Raw genomic sequence first — 19031 nt, forward strand, 5'->3', positions numbered from 1 at the left:
CCAATTAGTCGAACGACGCGCGTTTTCATTCGCTTTGCGACTGGCTTTCTCGTTAGTAATTCGCGTGCAGGGCCCAATCGGCCGGACCGAGGCGATCCTCGGCGAACCTTCGGTGATGCCAATAAGGATAGAGATTGGGTAGACGACTTATGTTGTTCAGCCGCGTCATATCGTCAGCGCTTAGCTTGACATCAATGGCAGCAATATTCTCGCGAAAATGGTATTCTGTAAGTCCCCCCACGACCGCGGAGGCAACACCCGGTCTTCCCAATACCCAGGAAAGCGCGATATGTGCCATCGGAGCACCGTGCTCCTCCGCTATTTCTTTGATGAGATCGACAATGGCCCAGAGACGCTCCTCATCGCGGATCGGCGGGCCGCTCCAGCTTGCATCTGGGCCATGCCATTTCGGCGGCTTTAATCTGCTGAACACTCCGGAGAGAAGGCCGGATGTGAGCGGACTCCAGACCATGATACCGACGCCTTGGTCGATGGCGATCGGCAATAGCTCGTATTCTGCTTCGCGCGCTTCCAGCGTATAATGGATCTGCTGAGCGACGAAGCGCGGAAGCCGATGCATTTCCGCTGCATGAAGCGACTTCATGAGCTGCCATCCCGCATAATTCGAGCAGCCAACATATCGGATCTTACCCTGTTGCACGAGCGCGCCGAGCGCCTCAAGCGTTTCCTCCACGGGGGTAAGCCCGTCCCATTCGTGCAGAAGAAAAAGATCGATATAATCGGTGCGCAGCCGTTTCAGGCTGCGTTCGCACTCCCGGATGATATGGTGCCGCGATGCGCCCTCGTCATTGGGGCCGTCGCCGATGGGCAATCGCGCTTTGGACGTGACCAGAACCTTGTCGCGCCGACCTTCGAGAACCTCACCCAGAATCGCTTCCGAGCGACCATTGGTATACATATTGGCCGTATCGATAAGATTGATCCCGCCATCGATGCAAACGTCGACCATGCGTCGAGCATCCTTGACGTCATGCGCAGCTCCGAACGACAACGTTCCCATGCTCAGCGCCGAGACCTTCAGTCCGCTGCGGCCGAGGTTTCTGTACTCCATTCCTCATCTCCCGTTTTGCCACGTCATATGTCGCCCAGGCAGACGTATTTGATGTCCAGGAATTCATGGATGCCGTATTTGGAGCCCTCTCGCCCGAGCCCGGACTGTTTGACCCCTCCGAAGGGGGCGCGTTCGTTCGAAACCAGTCCCGTATTGACACCGACGATACCGCATTGCAAGGCTTCGGCCACTCGCCAGACGCGCCCGATGTCCCGCGAGTAGAAGTAGGACGCCAGCCCGTATTCGGTGTCGTTGGCCATGGCGATGACATCGTTTTCGGTCTTAAACTGAATCACCGGCGCCAGCGGCCCGAAGGTTTCTTCCCGCGTGACCAGCATACGGGAATCGACATCAGCTAGAATGGTCGGTTCGTAGAACGTGCCACCAAGCGCCGAACGCTTGCCGCCACGCACGATGCGCGCCCCTTTTCCGAGCGCGTCCGAAACATGCTGTTCCACCTTGGCCACCGCGCATTCATCGATCAGCGGGCCTTGCGTGACGCCGCTGCCAGTGCCACGACCAAGCTTGAGTTCGCCGACCGCACGGTCGAGTTTTTCCAGGAAAGCATCCGCGACCGTCTCCTGTACAAAGATGCGGTTGGCGCAGACACAGGTCTGGCCGCTGTTGCGGAACTTGGAAACCATCACGCCGTCGACCGCGCGGTCGAGATCGGCATCGTCAAAAACGATGAACGGAGAATTTCCGCCCAACTCTAACGACAGCCGCTTGATGCTCCCGCCCGCCCGGGCCATGAGCCAGCGCCCGACGGCTGTCGAACCCGTAAACGTGATCTTCGCAACAGTGGGATTGTCGCAAAATTCCTCGCCGATCGGCCGGGCATCGCCCGTGATGACCGAGAAAGCGCCTTTGGGAACGCCGGCTTCCTCGGCAAGCGCCGCCAGCGCAAGAGCGGAAAAGGGCGTTTGCGCCGCCGGCTTAAGGATGATGGTACAGCCGGCGGCTAGCGCCGGGCCGACCTTCCGCGTGACCATTCCGTTCGGGAAATTCCACGGCGTAATTGCCGCGCAGACGCCGACAGGCTGTTTCAACACAAGGATACGTTGTTCTGGCGATGTGCCTTGCAGCACGTCGCCCTCAATGCGTTTAGCTTCTTCCGAATACCATTCCAGATATCCGGCATTCCCCAGGATTTCCCCCTTCGCCTCCGCCAGCGGTTTGCCTTGTTCGGCCGTCAGGATTTGCGCAAGGTCGTCGGCGTTCGCGACAACCAAGTCGTACCAGGCCCTGAGAATGCGGGCGCGCTCCTTGACGGTGCGGCCGCTCCATTCGCGTTGGACTTCCTTCGCCTTTTCGATGGCCGCGCGCGCTTGGACAGGTCCGAGATTGGGAACATGCCCGAGCAATGCGTCGTCGTACGGATCGCGCACCTCGACGCCACCGCCGTCGCAGACAATCCATTCCCCCGCGATATAGGCCGCTTCCCGGAAAAGGTCGGGTCTGGACAGTGTCAGCCCCGTACGTGTTTTAACCTGATCTGACATGAACCACCGTGACTGTAAGACGCGCGCCCCTAGGGGACGCAGACGTGCGTTGAGGGCGAATTCCGTATTTCGAGATGATAGCTCGTTTTTCGGTACGTACGCCATTGCAACGGCTCAGTCAATGATTGGTATTCTCTCGAACCCAAACCCCTCGTTTCCTCCACTCGCCTGGCATCACGGGAACGCCGTCCGCGCCTTGGAATGCCGCTTTGTCGCCGGGCGACCGCAACGTTCTTGACAAATCGGGGCGCTCGGTATCTATTGTCATTAATTAGAACATTGTCCCATTTATCGGGACTTCTAAAAGCGATAAGGTGGATTATGAGCATTAGCGTCGGCGTGGACGTGGGCGGAACCTTCACGGATCTTTTCATGATGGATACGGAAACTCTCGCTTTTCGTACGGCAAAGGTTCCCACGACGGTCGATGACCGCTCGCGCGGATTCCTTGAGGGACTGGAAACGCTCGGCGCGCGTCCGGCGGCCATCGACTGGCTGATTCACGGCACGACGGCCGGTACGAACGCGGTTCTCGAACGCAAGGGCGCGCGCTGCGGTCTAATCACAACGCGCGGCTTTAAGGATGTCCTGGAAATAGGACGCCGGACGCGCCCGAACGCCTACGGTCTATCCGGTAGGTTTGACCCGCTGATCCTTCGTGATTTCAGGCTCGAAGTCACCGAACGGGTCGATGCGCGCGGTCAGGTCATCACCCCTCTCGACGAGGAGGATGTGCGCTCCGCCGCCCGTCGCCTGCTGGATATGGGCGCTGAAGCTCTGGTAATCATGTTCCTTCATTCGTACGTCAACGAGGCGCATGAGGCCCGCGCCGCCAGCATCGTGCGCGAAATTTGGCCCAACGATCACGTCGTCGCGAGCCATGAAGTGATCCGCGAAATGCGCGAGTTCGAACGCTGTAGCACCGCGGCGATCCATGCTTCCATCGGCCCGGTGGTCAGCCGGTATATTTCTGACGTTGCCACTCGCCTGAAGCAGAGCGGCTTCAAGAACGAGCTCCTCGTCATGCAGGCCAACGGCGGCATGATGGCGTCATCTCTGGTCAGCCGTCATGCCGTTCACACCGTGATGTCAGGTCCAGCGGCCGGCGTGCTGGCGGCGGCCGCGATCGCCAAGCGCGCCGGAATCGACAATCTCGTCACCGGTGACATGGGCGGCACCAGCTTCGATGTCGCGATCGTATCGAATGGCGAGCCGATCGTGTCCTCGGAAAAGGATCTCGCCTACGCGGTTCCCATCCGCGTTCCCATGATCGACATCCACACCGTTGGCGCTGGCGGCGGCAGTATTGCGCATCTGGATAAGGCCGGCATGATTCGCGTCGGGCCGGAGAGCGCGGCGTCGTTTCCCGGGCCGATCGGCTTCGGGCGAGGCGGCACCGAACCGACGATAACCGACGCCAACTTTCTGCTCGGGCGGCTCAATCCGAACGTGATCACCGGCTCGGCGGTCGCCGCGCCGCTGGACAAAATCGCCGCCGCCTTCGAGGAGCGGATCGGACGGCAACTCGGTCTTGACGCGTATGAAACGGCGGCGGCGATCCTCCAAGTCGCCAATGCCGAATTGGCCGGGGCTATAAGACTGGTGCTGATCGAAAAAGGGCACGATCCGCGAGATTTCGCGCTAATGCCGTTCGGCGGCGCTGGCCCCCTGCATGCCGTATCGATCGCACGCGACCTGAACATACCCCGCGTTCTGGTACCGCGCTATCCCGGACTCAATTCGGCCTTGGGCTGTGTGCTGGCCGACGTCCGGCATGATTTCGTGCAGACGGTCAACGAGCCGCTGGACGGAATCGATCGCAATACCGTGCAGCAATTGCTCGCCGGACAGGAGCGCACCGGCCGCGACCTGCTGACCCAGGAAAAGGTCGACGTCGTCGAAGTGAAGGTGTCGCATGAATTCGACCTTCTCTTCCGGGGTCAATCGCATACCTTGCGGGTACCGATGAGGGGAAGCCATTTCGATCCGGAGGTATTAGAGATAGACTTTCTCACGCAATATCTCGCCCGCTACAATCTTTCCCTTCCAGAAATGCATCCGAGCCTCGTCAATGTCCGCACGACCGTCGTCGGCGTCCGAGAACGCGTCGACCTCGGCATTTTCAAGCCTAAGCCGGGCCTGCTAGACGATGCTGTGACGGGATCGCGCGAGGTTTATTTCGATGGTCGGTGGCGCAAGTCGCTGACCTACGAGCGCGACAAACTGCCGGAAGGCGCCGAAGTTCGGGGCCCGGCCATCATCGAACAGCCCGACAGCACATTCGTTCTCGACCCCGACGCATCAGCCAAGGTCGACGACATCGGCAACCTTCTCGTTCATGTCCACGGCTGAGCCCGCCTTGCGATTGAGGAATACTGGAATGTCCAAAGCAATACAGCGCGACGATTCAAATTCCAAGCTGGCAGAGATTGACCCTGTCACGCTGACCGTCATTGAAAAGGGGCTCCAGCAGGTTTGCACCGAAATGGATCTCGTTCACGAGAAAACCTCGTTTTCGCCCATCATCTCAGAAGCATACGACCGTGCGAATGGCATCTATCATCGCGAGGATGGGCGAATGATTTCCCAGGGCGAATTAGGCCTGCCAATCTTCCTGGGACAGCTGGCTGTCACCACCAATACGGTGATCAGGATGAGAAAAGATCTGGTCGATGGCGACATCATCATCATGAACGATCCCTATCTCGGCGGCTCGCATCTCATGGACGTGCGGATGATCCGCCCCTTCTATTACAAAGACCGGCTTTGGTCCTACCTGTCCAATGTGGGCCATTGGCGCGACACGGGCGGAGTGGTCCCGGGCGGGTTCACCACGCGATCGACGGAGATTCATCAGGAAGGATTGCGCATTCCACCGATCAAGCTCGTCAAGGCGGGCAAGATCGAGGACGATGTGCTACAGCTCATCCTCAACAATATCCGCGTGCCCAACGATACCCTTGGCGACGTCAAGGCGCAGATCGCTGCGCTTGACGCAGGCGCCAAGCGCCTAACCGCCCTCATCGACCGCTATGGCGAGGATCTCGTCGACCGCGCCATCACGGAGCTGGAAGTACGCTCTGAGTGTCTCATGCGATCGCATATCGAGACCATTCCCGACGGCGTCTGGACTGCGGACGCCTATGTCGACAGCGACGGCATCGTCAACGAGGCGCTGACCATCCGCGTCAATCTCGAGGTCAACGGCTCTGATATTCACGTGAATTTTCAAGGATCGAGCGTGCCATGCGCCGGCCCCTTGAACACCGTTTGGGCGACGACGCTTAGCGCCGTTTACATCGCGCTAAAGCATATTTTCCCGGACGTGCCGATGAATGCCGGTTGTTTCCGCCCCATTCATGTGGAGGAGCCGCGTGGCACCTTCCTTTATGCCGAGTATCCGAGCCCCACGGCGGGCTCGGCGGCGGAGGTATCGCAACGTATTATCGAGGCGATCCTGCTAGCGCTGGCGCCAGCGATCCCCGACAAAATCTTCGCCCCGGCGGCGGGAACCAGCGGCAATCTGTGCCTGGGCGGCATCGATCCCGAAACGGGCGAGAACTACGTGATGTACTACTTCTCCGGCGGCGGCTATGGGGGCTGGTACGATGGCGACGGCATCAGCAACGGCTGCGCCACGATTGGAATTTCCAAGTCACAGCCGGTGGAAATTCTGGAACTGCGTTATCCGGTTCTCTTCGAGCACTATACGCTTCGTGAAGGGTCGGGCGGTGCCGGACAATTCCGCGGCGGGCTCGGCGTCGCCTACCGGATGAAGCTGCTCAGAGGTACCGCTACGGCTTCCTTCATGATGGACCACGGCCGGCAGGGGCCGCCGGGCACGCTTGGCGGAAAGCCTGGAGCGCCTAACGAGATCGTCGTCTTCCATGGCGGCCAGACCGAGATCCCTGAACATCTTTCCAAGGGGGAGGGCTATATCCTGCGACCGGGAGACTGGATCGACGTCAAGACGCCCGGCGGTGGCGGTTACGGCGACCCCCTTGCTAGAGATCGCGACAGCATCGCAAACGATGAAAAAAGGGGATACTTCCAAACAACAAGCGGGCTTCCGGCGCGCGGCTGAAAACGCAGCGTATCAATCTAAATGGACAACACATCAATGCACTTGAATCGCACTATAGACAACGAGCTGGATCACGCGACAGGCGAACTCAGGCGTGAATTTTCAGCAAGAAACCCGTTGAGCGAGCGATCTGCGCTCGACGCAAGGCAAGCGCTGCCGGGCGGCAGTACGCGCTCCGTGCTCTTCTACGAACCATTTCCGTTGACGATCATTTTTGGCGAGGGCGCGCAGATCACAGATCTCGACGGCCACACCTATGTCGATTTCGTCGGCGAGTTCTCCGCCGGATTGTACGGTCATTCCGATCCCGTCATCCGGCAAGCAATTATCGATGCGCTGGATGGCGGCACGGTGCTTGCCGGGCCGAACCAATACGAGGCGCGGTTCGCGCAAGCCCTGAAACTACGCTTTCCCAGCATGGAGCTGCTGCGCTTTTGCAACTCGGGAACCGAGGCGAACATCTTCGCGCTGCTGACCGCGCAATACGTCACGAAGCGGCGGAAGATTATGGTTTTCGAAGGCGCCTATCACGGCGGCACAATGGTGTTTCCAGCCGGCGGCAATCCGTTAAACCTGCCGTTCGACTTCATCCTTGCCACTTACAACGATTGCGATGAGTCCACCAGACTGATCCGGGAAAACCAGACGGATCTCGCCGCCGTCATCGTCGAGCCGATCCTGGGCGCGGCTGGCAATCTTCCCGGCAGAGACGAGTTTTTCGCCACTTTGCGGCGCGAGACGCAATCCGCCGGTAGCCTGCTGATATTTGACGAGGTGAAGACATCCCGCTGCGGCGCTTCCGGAATGCAGGGGCGTTTCGGCATCACGCCGGATATGACGACGCTGGGCAAATATCTGGGTGGCGGCCTGCCGGGCGGCGCTTTCGGCGGACGCGCCGACATCATGGAGCACTATAACCCCTACAAGCCGGGATCGCTGCGTCATGCGGGAACCTTCAACAACAATGTCTGCACCATGGCCGCCGGGCTGGCGGGCCTGACGAACGTTTTCACTCCGCAGCGCGCAGACGCGTTCCATGATGAGAGCGAAAAGCTACGTCTGGAATTGCAGGCGTTGACGGATGCACGCTCTGTCCCCTTATCCTTCGAGGGCCTTGGATCGCTTTTTACGCTGCATTTGGGCGGAACGCCTCTACTGCACGCTGCGGATGTGACGCCGCTAAGCCGTCAGGTCGGTCTTCTGTTCCATATGCACGGGCTGCTGAATGGTATCGCCATTGCCGGGCGGGGCGATTTCTATCAATCTCTGCCAATGACGCAAGCCCATCGCGATAAGGCAAAAGCGGTGTTCGCCTCGTTCGTTTCCGAGTATGGAGATATGATTTCACGACTGGCGGAACAGAATTCGACAACCCGACGCACAATGGCGATATAAGGAGAAACCCCGTGGACGAGGCTTTGGCCCGGCAGGCTTTCGATCTCGCGATCCAAAGCCATAAACCTGATTTCGGAACCTTTTTCTTGGCGCGATTGCTGGCACTCGACATCTCTTATCGGGACGAAAAGTGCATCATCCAATTTCCTGTCCAGGATTTTCTCTTCAATCCGCAAGGATCCCTTCACGGCGGTGTGCTCGCCACAATTATGGACATTTCGATGGGGCATCTCATCCACCACGCCTATGGGCGCGGTGGCGCTACGATTGAGATGAAGGTCCAATATATGCGGCCTGTGAAAACAGGCCCTGCGGTGTGCGTTGGAGGATTTCTAAAGCGAGGAAAAAACCTGGCATTCCTTGAGTCTCGACTGGAAGACGCTTCGGGGGCGTTGGCGGCAATCGCGACCTCGACTTGGAAGTGCAGCCCAGCCTCGCCCCCCGAGGCAACCTTGTTTATGTACTGAACCGGATGTGGGCCAGTATTCACCCGGCACTGTGCCGGTTGGCACACGCAAGTTGCTATTAGGCCAGCTTTTTGGGACTATGTCTCATATTTCTGTTTGGTCGCGGCGCTTGATGAGTTAATCAGGGTATAATCTCGCCGACACAAATTCGTAAGGAGACAAAGTTGATGGCCGATGATTCTGAATCGACGGCGGGCCCCCTGGAGAGATACATTTCCTTTCTTGAACTCATCGCAGCATTTCCTGGAGAACTGACGACAGCGGATGTTGCCCACGCTTTGCAGCTACCGAAATCGACTACGCATCGCCTTTTGAGGGTGCTCAGTCGTTCGGGCCTTGTCGAAGGCGGGGATAACAAAGACCGGACACTTTCGCTTGGCAATCGTCTCACCAGACTGGTTTATGCTGCCGGCCACGCCGACTGGATCGAAGCCGCTGTCTCGCCCACTCTCATCCAAGCAACTGCAAAATTCCCAAATGCCTCTATCTATGTCGCTCGGTTGGCTGGCCACCGCGTGTTCGTTGTTGCCTCGGCAGCGGGCGATCCACGCTGGAAAAGCTACGTCGTCCCCGGGCAGGAGCTGCCGCCCCACGCTGCGGCCAGCGCCAAGATCATCCTTGCTCACCAAGAGGAATCGCTTGTGGAGACAGCTTTGGCGCGCCCCTTGCAGGCCTTTACGCCAAATACGGTGACGGATGCGGCCGTCGTCAGAAGCGAGATCGCAAGTGCGCGCAGGGACGGGTACGCAGTCTGTGTGGAGTCCATCCACGAAGGAATGTCGGCCCTGGCCGTCCCGATTCATGTACCAACCGACGGCGTTATTTACTCAGTCGGCATTACGGGGCCGGTAACGCGTGCGATCGCCGAAGATCTCCAGTCACTTGTTGCTATGCTCCGCGAGACCGCGCAATCGCTGACACCGATACTTTCATTGCGCGGCCGCAGCAAGGGAAAGGCAGCGTAAGACGCAAAGTCTGCGTTTTAATGCAAGCCTTCCCCAGGCAGAGTTGAAACCTGTAGGTTAGAGGCCCAGATCGGTCGTTTTCGCAAGGTCGAAGACCTTGCCCGGATTGAGAATGGCATCGGGGTCCAATGCTTTGCGCACGCTTTGCATTAGGAGCATGGATCTGGTGTCCTTGTAACGCTTCAAAAGGTCGACCTTGGACAAGCCGATACCATGTTCAGCGCTAATGGAGCCCCCAAGCGCCGTCACGAGGTCGTAGATCACCAGGTTGATGGTCTTGGTATCTTCCGCTGAGGCAAAGACATTGAAGTGGATGTTGCCGTCTCCTACATGGCCAAAGGCGAAGGGGATTGCATTAGGAACGCTATTTTTGACCGCAGCGGGCGCGTGATGAAGGAATTCGGCAATACGTGAAACCGGGACCGAGATGTCGTGTTTCGCAGTTGGACCATGTCTGCGCTCTGCTTCAGAGATTTCCTCGCGTAGGCGCCACAAGGTAGCGCGTTGCTGCTCACTGTGCGCCAGTACAGCATCAGCAACTATCCCTGCTTCAAAAGCAATTGCCAGGTTTTCCTCAATTGCGTCGGCAAGGGTATTTGTCCTTAAAGCGGTTGAGGCCTCAACAAGTGCGTACCAGGGATGTGAGTGCTGCAAAGGATCTCGCGCACCATCAAGCGCCCCTAAGACCAGCTCGAGACACTCGCGTTGCATCAGCTCAAACGCTGTAACGCAATCACCTATTTCCGACTGAAGATCCCTCAGGAGGTTAACCGCTGCATCGGGAGACGGCAGGCCAACGAATGCCGTGACCCGCGATTGGGGCAAGGGGAAGAGTTTGAGTGCTGCTGCCGTAACAATACCGAGCGTGCCTTCCGAGCCGATGAACAGTTGCTTGAGATCGTAACCTGAGTTGTTTTTCCGAAGGGGTTGAAGGCCGTTCCAAATCGATCCGTCCGCTAACACGACCTCAAGCCCTAACACCAGTTCCCGGGTCGTGCCGTAGCGAAGGACGCCCGTCCCGCCGGCGTTGGTTGAGACTATACCCCCGATTTGCGCGCTTCCTTCCGCGGCAAGGCTGACTGGCAGAAGGCGGCCAACGTCCCTCGCAGCGGTCTGCGCATTCTGCAGGACAACCCCCGCATCAGCCACAATTACATTGTCGAGCACGTTTATGCTTCGGATCCGATTGAGCCGCCGCAAGGACAGCACGATTTGCTGCCCAACGGCGTCGCCAGCAAGCGGAACCCCTCCCCCGACCAATCCGGTATTGCCGCCCTGTGGCACCACTTTCACCCCATGAGAAAGGGCAGTTCGCACCACAACGGCTACTTCATCCACCGTCGATGGTTCGACAACGCAGAGCGCGGTGCCCTCGTGACGACCCCGCCAGTCAACAAGATAGGAGGACATCGCCTCCCGATCGGTCTTGACGGCAGCATCGCTGATCGCCGATTTCAGTACTCTAAGGAAACTGCTTTTTTGCAAAGTGTCACCGATAACCTGAGGCCAGCGGGGGGTTTCGCAAAACGCCCCGCCCCTGCCAGATCCCAATTTGTGCCCGAACTGCATTCCGCCGCGCTAACACGGGCGCAAGCTTCTCAAGCCCGAGCGAGAGCTTCACCGGCGGCTCAATAACTATGTTCATCATAGGCCACGGGTGCATCCGCGGCGCTTCGCCGCACAAAATTGATCGCTTCACGAACCGCTGCAAGATATTCATCGACCACTGGCAGGTGGGCCGGGTTAACCCCTTGCTGAATGGCTTTGGGGTCGCGCATCCGCCCTCTTAGCCAACCGCGTTCTTCCAACCGGTCGGCGACAGCATAGATGTCAAGCTTGGGATCGCTGGTAGCGAACGAAATGAGGTTACTCTCGCCGTTCGGCGTGAGGCAATAAATGTCAGGAATTGCATTCAGCCCTTCAATCAATTGCATGGTAGCGTCCATAGTAAGTTTCGCTGCGCGCAAGTAGCCGTTCATGCCAAGGAACTGCATCACAGACCACGCGGAGGCGACGGCGCCGCCGGCCTTTGTTCCGAGGAAAGTGGGCGTAGAGTACGTACCACGCGGCCAGCCACTGAAGGAAAAACGCTCGTGCTCTTGATCTTCAGCGTTGCGATAAAGAACGAGGCTGGCGCCCTTTGCGGCGTATCCGAACTTGTGAATGTCGGCCGATAGGCTTGAAACGCCAGGTACGCGAAAATCCCAGTTTGGTATTGGATATCCCAATCGTTCGGCAAAGGGGGAAAGAAATCCGCCCCAGCAACCGTCGACATGTAAACGCAACTTCAGCTCCTCAGCCAAGGCGCCGATGTCGCCGATCGGATCAAAGGTGCCGAATGGATAATTGGGCGCGGATGCGAAAAGCATCATAGTGCCTTCGTCGATCGATGCACGCATCAGCGCGGGGTCCGCACGAAAGTCTGCCGTGTGCGGTGTACGTTTTACGTCAACTCCAAGGAGTTGGCCCGCCTTGTCGAGGCACGGGTGAGCAGTCTCGCAAGCAACGATATTATATCGTCCGTCGGGTTCACCACGCGTGTAGCGCGTGAGGTCGCGTGCGGTCTTGACCGCCATGAGGACGCTTTCCGTCCCTCCCGACGTAAAGGACGCTCCGGCACCGGTCGGGGCATTGAAGAGCGACAATGCCATTGATTTGATGTCGTCAGTCATACGTTCCAGGCTCTTGAACGCCCTTCCCGCGCCCAGTCCGTTTTCGGCGATATATTCACCATAGGCTTCGCGCTGTATGTCGAGGGTCTCGTCATCGACAAAATAGGTATAGGAGGGAACCCGTCCTGCCTTCCAGTCAAAGTCAAGCGACTTCATCTGGCGGAGCTCCTTCATAATGACCTCTTTCGAAACACCTGTTTCGGGAATTTGCTTCATCTCACGTCCTCCTAATCCGTTCACTTGAGTACGGATGGTTGATTTCAATTTTCCGACCAGCGGAATCTTGGTAAAGTTGACCGTGGGCCTCGCACCCGGAATCAGAGCAAGACGGGTTGGAGCTTGGCAGCTCTCGTTAATTCGAACGTCTAGGCTCTCGCAGAGCTGGGGCGATCGATCGGTTCAGTCACTTTCTCTTGGGTTTCCCCAGAATTGACGGACACACATCCATGGACGTCATTGGGCCGCGCCGGCCATCGCAAGCTGAGTTCACGCCCGCCCATAATCCCACCTTTTCGGAACATCAGGATTAGCAACATGATGACCGCAAGAATGAGTTCCTGGGAGCCGGGCGGTAGGGCCAATTGCAGTTGACCAATCTCGAAGCCTGCTTCCGCCCGACGAAAGACATCGATGACGACACTGATGACGCCGACACCCAAAACTGCCCCCGCCAAACTCTGCATGCCGCCGATAACCAGCATCGCGACGATCAAGAAAGTCTGATTCAAGAAAAAGGTCCCGATAGAGACTGTTCCCGTGAAGTGAGCAAAAAGCACACCGCTGAGCCCGACCACGAAGCCGGACAAGGTAAAGGCGAACAGCCGTGACCAATAGAGCGATATGCCCGAAGCGGCGGCGGCCACCTCGTCCTCACGCGTAGCCCTAAGCATCAGCCCCCACCGTGACGTCTGATAAAGATAGGCGATAGCAATCGCACAAGTGGCACATCCCAAGGCGACCCAAATCGTGACATAAACGGGTAGACCAACGATGGTTGACGTTCCCATCGTGACGCTATCCCAGTTTGAGTAGACGACATTCAGAATGAACATCAGGGCAAGCGTGGAAATGGATGCACCAAGGCCCGAAAGCCGCATCAGGATCAAGCCCGAAACAAAAGCGACAGAGCCGGCAAGCACGATTGATGTGAATGCTGCCGGCAGCAGCGGAAAAGTATTGTCGCGCAAGATTGCTGGTAGGCCCGACATCGTTATTGGCTTTAGCATCTGGCAACAAGTCTGCCACGCGGTGGCATAAGCCGCGATTGCAGCGAAGGCCATATGACCAAAGGACACAATCCCGGAATTTCCCACGAAAATGTATAGTCCCACCGCAAAAACCAGGCGGATCAGAGCCTCAGTTGCAACGCGTTGCACGCTCGGCGAGGTGAAATGCGAGATGAGAAATACGATAATCGCGAGCGGCACGATCAACCCGACAACGGGAAACAGGTTACGGACCAGACGCATCATACTCTCTCCTTCGCAGCGCTCGTCACGATCAGACCCTGGGGTCGAACGAGCAAAATCAGGATAACCAGCGCGAAAACCCCGGCATCGCGAAAAGCTCGCATGTCTTCGGGCAGATAAGATTGCAGGAGAACGCTGACTATACCGACGACGAAACCACCAAGAACCGCACCGGGCAAGGAACCCATGCCTCCGATAACAGTTGCGAAGAAGGCATATACGACAGGCATCATGCCCAGCTTGATATCAAGCGTCCCGGTCTGGATGACGAACAGCAGGGAGATCGTCCCTCCAAGGAGGCCGCTGATGGCGAAAGCGATTGCTATGACACGATTGGCCGGAACACCCAGTAGCCGTGCCATCTGAAAGTCTTCAGCGGCAGCGCGCAGTTGCACTCCCAACGATGTCTTCTTTAGGAATAGCACCAACGCTATGAGAAGGGTCACCGCAACCACCATTGTCAGAAGTTGCACTCCCGGAATTCGAATTCCAAAAAACTCGACCGCTTGCGTCAGCGAGCCGCCGATGCTGACTGCCTTCGGACGTCCGCCGTGCAACAGCGTCAGAAGGCTTTGGAGAAAGTAGCTTACGGCAAAGGATGAGATGAGGAGTGTGGTCGGGTTGGAGTTGCGAAGCGGTCGAAACGCGAGGCGTTCGGTAAGAAGCGCGAGGACCGTGACGGTCAGCACGACGCAGCCGACCATCATCGCAGCTGGCAAGGCGCCAAACATCAGTGTCGGTGTGATCGAAGCCGTCGGCACGACGAGGGAATACGCTCCAATTGTCACGTAGTCGGCCTGGGCAAAGTTAATAAGCCGCATCACGCCAAAGACCAAGCCGATGGCAAGGGCGACGAGAGCATAGAGACTACCTAAGGCAATCGCATCTATGAGTACCTGGATGAAATTCAACATCGAAGAGCCTATATCAAAGCGTTGGCGCGGGAAGCCTTGTCTCCAAGATATGCGCGCCGCACATTTGGGTCTCTTTTAACCTCGTCCGGGGTGCCTTCTGCCAGGCTTCTCCCGCCGTCTAGAACGTGAATTCGCTGGCATACGCCCATGATGACTTGCATATTGTGCTCGATGAGCATCACTCCGCATCCAAACCGTTTCGGAATGCCGACAATAGTCTCCATCAGCTGCTCGCATTCCTGGTCGTTCATGCCGGATGCAGGTTCGTCGAGCAGAGCGAAGGAGGGTTGCAGGGCAAGAGCACGCGCGATGCTGATGCGGCGTTCATCGCTGTAAGGCAACGAGCCACACAAGAGGTCATGTCCTCTTCGATACCCGATCCAGTCCAAGATATCGTGAGCCTGTTCAGCGGCAATCTTGGTTGACAAGCCTATGCCCAGACCGGCCACCGTCAAGTTTTGTGCAACAGTCAGTTCTCTAAAGAGCCGCGCAGCCTGAAAGCTGCGGGCAATTCCTGCCTGTGCCATTTTTCTGGCGGAGAGCGTCGAAACGTTCTTGCCATCGAGACAAACAATCCCTGGGACGGGTCGTTGGAAACCACTCAGGACATTCACCATGGTGGTTTTTCCGGCTCCGTTGGGGCCAATCAGACCAAGAATGTTTCCCTCTCGCAATGTGAGATCGACACCGCGCAGGGCTTTGATACCGCCGAAACTTACATGTATGTTTTTGGCCTCTAAGACCTTTTTCCTGCCTTCAACCATAACGAACATGCCTCGACTTTTATGACATCATACCAGCTTCTGCCCGCTCGCGCAGAGCGGGCAGAAGTGGCGATAGCCGGTTGACGCTATTGGCCCGCGCGGAACAGAAGTTTCATGTCCGGCTGGAACTTGTTTCTGTACATCTCCAGTGCTCGGAACGAGCCATTTTCAACCTTCATGACAAGTTGAGGGCGATTGATCTGGATATGAAGCTGATCGGTGTAGGACGTGAGGCCCGCCGTGAAGGGCTCATCCTTGAACTGGTTCATTACCCCGACTACCGCCTCGGACTCGGTCGTTCCGGCCTTCTCAACCGCGCGCGCCCATTGTTCAATTGAACTGTAGCCGAGGACCGCAAACGATGATGTTGGGTCTTCACTCCAGCGTTTTTTGTAGGCGGCGAGGAACTTGTTGATCTCTTCGCGCGGATCATCACCGTAAAGGGACATGATCGCGGGGATGTAAAAGTCCTTCAGATCGGGCACTGCGCCGAGCCAATAGTTATCGGTCATACCGGTCAGCGACACGACCGGCGTATCAATGCCGGCAGCCCGGATTTGGCGGACCGCAGAAGCACCTCCAGGGGTATACGAGCACAGGAAAACGACATCCGGTGGGGTAGCAAGGCCCTTCAGACGCGTGATCTGGGATGCAAGTGACGGGTCGTCATTTCTGAATGTATCCGAGCCAGCCAGCGTGCCGCCCAAATGATCCCAACCTGCTCGGTACCCGGCGCATCCCGACTTGCTATATTCGATGGAGACATCTTCGAGCGCATAAGCGTTCTTGAGGCCCATAACGTTGTATGCATACTCGGCCATGACGATACCTTGCGTCTGCGCGGCCGTATGTGCGGTAAATACAAGAGGGCCTACTCCTTGGACGCCCATTTTTGCGTCACCTGCGCCTGGGGAGATGGCAACAATGCCAGCGTTCTGAGCCGCCAGAGCCGCCGGAGCGCCATAATCGTAGTCTGTCGGTACGATCAGCATTTCAGCGCCCCAGTCGAGCAGGTTCGCGCCTGCCGTCCCCGCAAGCGTTTGATCTGTTTTCGTGTCGATGACGCGATACTCGATTTGGCGGCCGAGTAGGCCGCCAGCCGCGTTGATTTCTTCAATTTTTAGAACTGCGGCCTTGAAAGGCCCGACGTCATAATTTGCCATCCACCCGGACTGCGCGATCGCGAAACCAACCTTAATTGGCTCCTCGGATTGTGCAGTCGCATCTGCGGTGGCGAACGCGGCGCTCAGCAACAGCCCCACTCCCAGAAATTTCGATTTGGAACTCATGGACTTCCCCTTTTTTCTCAAAAAACGGAACTACGTCCCGTTCTTCAGCATGACACCACAGCTTTTATGACTTGTCAAATGTTCTGATGCGCCGATCGGAGTGATGAGTCTGCGGGGGTTGCCTAGTGCAACAACGCTGTCGCGAACTGAGAATCCGAAATACAAGCGGGCGCACAAAATGGATGTTAACGATTACAGCGGTGTATGGGCGTTTGGCCGGGGAAAGCCGAATGCAGACGACCGAAGCCGCACCTCCACAGCCTTGCTACACAAGGCCTCAAACGATGGTCGATATCGGTCTTTCTGATCGACGTAGCGCTTGGCGCGCTGTCTCGCTTCCCCTTGGCCGCACCACTCTTCGGGACGCTTTGCTGGGCGCCATTGGGCGCTTGCGAACTGTCCTTAGCTTGTAGGACTCCCGTGGGGATACTACGAAAAGCTCGACTAGCGGTTAGGTTCGCCTTCGGCTTTCAACAGCGTGATCTCACGGCCCCTCATTATCCCCGTTGGACGGAACAGCAGAATGAGGATCATGGTGATGCCCAAGCCGACTTCCTGAAAGCCGCGAGGCAATGCGACTGTGACATCACCAATAGAGAGACCTGTTTCAAAACGCCTGAGAAGCTCTGTGATCGCCGTCAGGGCGATCACACCCACCACCGCGCCCGAAAGACTGCCGGTTCCCCCAACTATCAGCATTGCCAGGGTCAGAAAGGTTATGCCGAGGTAAAATGAATCGACAGTCACAATCCCAAGAAATCCGGCCTGCATCGCGCCCCCCACACCCACGATCAAACCGGAGAGCGTAAATGCAATGGTGCGAACTGCCCAGACGTTTACCCCGGAAGCTTTCGACGCAGTCTGCTCGTCCCGGGCGGCCCGCAGCATCAGTCCAAAACGGCTTTGCTGGTGCATCCAAGCGATAATGATTGCCGCAATGGCCATGATCATACCCACAACCGGTCCCATAAAAACCGGAACATTCGAGATAGAGGCTGTCCCGCCGGTGACGTCAGTCCAGTTCTTGAACAACGCGTATTGTCCGGCCAGCAGCGCGAAAGTGGCTATCGAAGCTGCGGTACCCGAAAGCCGCATCAGAATGCTGCCGGCGGTCAAAGCAACACTTCCCGCTATCGCCGCCGCGGCCAATATTCCGACGGGGGACGGAAACGCGGTCTCTTGAAGGAATATCGGCAACCCAGGAAAGGAGAAAGGTTTGAGGGCAGGAAGAGTACAACAGCTAATCCAAGCGAACCCATAGGCTCCTATGGACATGAAACTTGTCTGTCCGAACGACAGTATCCCCGAATTTCCAATGAATATGTAAAGTCCGACCACAACAACGATTTTGATCGTCATTTCGGTTATGGTCTGAGCCAAACTCGCGAATGGAGAACTAACCGCCAGTAAGACAAGGAGCAGAATGGCCAGGAGGATCGGCGTTTGAATCCTGCAAATGAAGGGCGGCTCTTCAAGGACATCTGTCGACATAACTGTTTCGGCGCGCAGGCTAGGTCTCATCATTAGACCCTTTCTTCGAACTGTTTCAGGCGGATCATGCCGGACGGCCTTACGAGCAAAAGCCCGATGACGAATAGGAAGACGAACACATCCCGAAACATACGAATGTCGTCAGGGAGATAGGCTTGCAACAAGGACGACGCGATCCCCACAAGCAAGCCGCCCAGCACGGCGCCCACCAGACTTCCCATCCCACCGATTACCGTCGCGATGAACGCAAATATGACCATGTCGGTCGCCATCGCCGGGGCCAAAACACCGGTCTGAACGACGAACAAAAGAGATACAACAGCTGCCAGCAAACCGCTGATTGCAAACGACAGCCCGATCACGAATTTTGCCCGGATTCCCAAAAAGCGAGCCATCCGAAAGTCTTCGGCCGCCGCACGCATCTGAACGCCGAACGGCGTTTTCCGCATGAAGAGAAGTATGAGAACAAGCAACACTACAGTCACGGCGATAATAATGAGTTGCAAAAGCGGAATACGCAGGCCACCAAACTCTACTACTCTCGTTAAAGAAGAACCTAATCCGAGTGCCTTCGGACGCGCTCCGTAGACCATCATTATTAGATTTTGAATGACATATCCTAGCGCAAACGAAACCACCATTAGGTTTTGTGGGCTAGCCGTCCGTACTCTACTGAAAATGAGGAAATTTGACAGCAAGGCGATTGCAACGCCGATGGCCAGAATCGTTATGATCAAAAAAGGCCAGCTAAGGTTTCCAATCAGGAGCGTCGTTACCACATCAGTCGAGGGCAAAATCAACGCATATGCGGAGAGTGTTATAAAATCGCTGTGTGCGAAGTTGATAAGACGCATAATTCCAAACAGCAGCCCAATTCCGAGAGCGGCCAGCGCGTAAATGCTACCCAAGCTTAAGGCGTCAATCAAAGCTTGCAAGAAGTAGATCAA

General features: G+C 57.0%; 16 protein-coding genes. 5 read left to right on the forward strand and 11 right to left on the reverse strand.

What is annotated here, in order from left to right; all coding sequences use genetic code 11:
* Positions 1 to 52 precede the first annotated feature (52 nt).
* Both ACSQ2Z_RS26760 and ACSQ2Z_RS26765 read right to left on the reverse strand, forming a co-directional pair.
* A complete protein-coding gene (locus ACSQ2Z_RS26760) occupies positions 53 to 1072 on the reverse strand; it encodes an aldo/keto reductase (protein ID WP_436084257.1) in 1020 nt (339 codons plus the stop codon).
* A 23-nt stretch (positions 1073 to 1095) separates the two neighbouring features.
* Positions 1096 to 2574, reverse strand: a complete 1479-nt coding sequence (locus tag ACSQ2Z_RS26765) for an NAD-dependent succinate-semialdehyde dehydrogenase (RefSeq protein ID WP_436084258.1) — start codon at positions 2572 to 2574, stop codon at positions 1096 to 1098.
* A 321-nt stretch (positions 2575 to 2895) separates the two neighbouring features.
* Here ACSQ2Z_RS26765 and ACSQ2Z_RS26770 point away from each other — a divergent pair, with 321 nt between their 5' ends.
* Positions 2896 to 4926 (forward strand): hydantoinase/oxoprolinase family protein, encoded by a 2031-nt coding sequence (locus ACSQ2Z_RS26770; RefSeq protein ID WP_436084259.1) that lies wholly within the window; start codon positions 2896 to 2898, stop codon positions 4924 to 4926.
* 28 nt (positions 4927 to 4954) lie between these two features.
* The gene (locus ACSQ2Z_RS26775) at positions 4955 to 6658 is read left to right on the forward strand and encodes a hydantoinase B/oxoprolinase family protein (RefSeq protein ID WP_436084260.1); all 1704 of its coding nucleotides are present in this window, start codon (positions 4955 to 4957) and stop codon (positions 6656 to 6658) included.
* A 102-nt stretch (positions 6659 to 6760) separates the two neighbouring features.
* Here the strand turns inward: ACSQ2Z_RS26775 and ACSQ2Z_RS26780 are convergent, their stop codons facing one another.
* Complete coding sequence (locus tag ACSQ2Z_RS26780; RefSeq protein ID WP_436084400.1) at positions 6761 to 6958, reverse strand: hypothetical protein; 198 nt, start codon at positions 6956 to 6958, stop codon at positions 6761 to 6763.
* Here ACSQ2Z_RS26780 and ACSQ2Z_RS26785 point away from each other — a divergent pair.
* The 3 genes from ACSQ2Z_RS26785 (at position 6890) to ACSQ2Z_RS26795 (ending at position 9485) form a co-directional block, all read left to right on the forward strand.
* The gene (locus tag ACSQ2Z_RS26785; RefSeq protein ID WP_436084394.1) at positions 6890 to 8053 is read left to right on the forward strand and encodes an aminotransferase class III-fold pyridoxal phosphate-dependent enzyme; all 1164 of its coding nucleotides are present in this window, start codon (positions 6890 to 6892) and stop codon (positions 8051 to 8053) included. The two genes, ACSQ2Z_RS26780 and ACSQ2Z_RS26785, sit on opposite strands and share 69 nt — an antisense overlap.
* Positions 8054 to 8064: 11 nt before the next feature.
* The gene (locus ACSQ2Z_RS26790; RefSeq protein WP_436084261.1) at positions 8065 to 8520 is read left to right on the forward strand and encodes a PaaI family thioesterase; all 456 of its coding nucleotides are present in this window, start codon (positions 8065 to 8067) and stop codon (positions 8518 to 8520) included.
* 167 nt (positions 8521 to 8687) lie between these two features.
* Positions 8688 to 9485: an IclR family transcriptional regulator gene (locus ACSQ2Z_RS26795; protein WP_436084262.1), complete on the forward strand. Its 798-nt coding sequence runs from the start codon at positions 8688 to 8690 to the stop codon at positions 9483 to 9485.
* Positions 9486 to 9542: 57 nt separating this feature from the next.
* Here the strand turns inward: ACSQ2Z_RS26795 and ACSQ2Z_RS26800 are convergent, their stop codons facing one another.
* The 8 genes from ACSQ2Z_RS26800 to ACSQ2Z_RS26835 all read right to left on the reverse strand — a co-directional run bounded on the left by ACSQ2Z_RS26800 (position 9543) and on the right by ACSQ2Z_RS26835 (position 19031).
* Positions 9543 to 10970, reverse strand: coding sequence for an FAD-binding oxidoreductase (locus ACSQ2Z_RS26800; protein ID WP_436084263.1), 1428 nt, complete (start codon positions 10968 to 10970; stop codon positions 9543 to 9545).
* 143 nt (positions 10971 to 11113) lie between these two features.
* Complete coding sequence (locus ACSQ2Z_RS26805; protein WP_436084264.1) at positions 11114 to 12373, reverse strand: pyridoxal phosphate-dependent decarboxylase family protein; 1260 nt, start codon at positions 12371 to 12373, stop codon at positions 11114 to 11116.
* A 149-nt stretch (positions 12374 to 12522) separates the two neighbouring features.
* Entirely contained in the window at positions 12523 to 13629 is a 1107-nt protein-coding gene (locus ACSQ2Z_RS26810; RefSeq protein WP_436084265.1) for a branched-chain amino acid ABC transporter permease, read from the reverse strand.
* Positions 13626 to 14540 (reverse strand): branched-chain amino acid ABC transporter permease, encoded by a 915-nt coding sequence (locus tag ACSQ2Z_RS26815; protein ID WP_436084266.1) that lies wholly within the window; start codon positions 14538 to 14540, stop codon positions 13626 to 13628. The genes ACSQ2Z_RS26810 and ACSQ2Z_RS26815 overlap by 4 nt, the downstream gene beginning before the upstream one ends.
* Positions 14541 to 14548: 8 nt before the next feature.
* Entirely contained in the window at positions 14549 to 15313 is a 765-nt protein-coding gene (locus ACSQ2Z_RS26820) for an ABC transporter ATP-binding protein (RefSeq protein WP_436084267.1), read from the reverse strand.
* A 77-nt stretch (positions 15314 to 15390) separates the two neighbouring features.
* Positions 15391 to 16593, reverse strand: a complete 1203-nt coding sequence (locus tag ACSQ2Z_RS26825) for an ABC transporter substrate-binding protein (RefSeq protein ID WP_436084268.1) — start codon at positions 16591 to 16593, stop codon at positions 15391 to 15393.
* Positions 16594 to 17037: 444 nt separating this feature from the next.
* On the reverse strand, positions 17038 to 18084 hold the full coding sequence (locus ACSQ2Z_RS26830) for a branched-chain amino acid ABC transporter permease (RefSeq protein WP_436084269.1): 1047 nt from the start codon (positions 18082 to 18084) through the stop codon (positions 17038 to 17040).
* A 32-nt stretch (positions 18085 to 18116) separates the two neighbouring features.
* The gene (locus ACSQ2Z_RS26835; protein WP_436084270.1) at positions 18117 to 19031 is read right to left on the reverse strand and encodes a branched-chain amino acid ABC transporter permease; all 915 of its coding nucleotides are present in this window, start codon (positions 19029 to 19031) and stop codon (positions 18117 to 18119) included.

The organism is Pararhizobium sp. LjRoot235, assembly GCF_964254145.1.
GTDB lineage: Bacteria > Pseudomonadota > Alphaproteobacteria > Rhizobiales > Rhizobiaceae > Pararhizobium.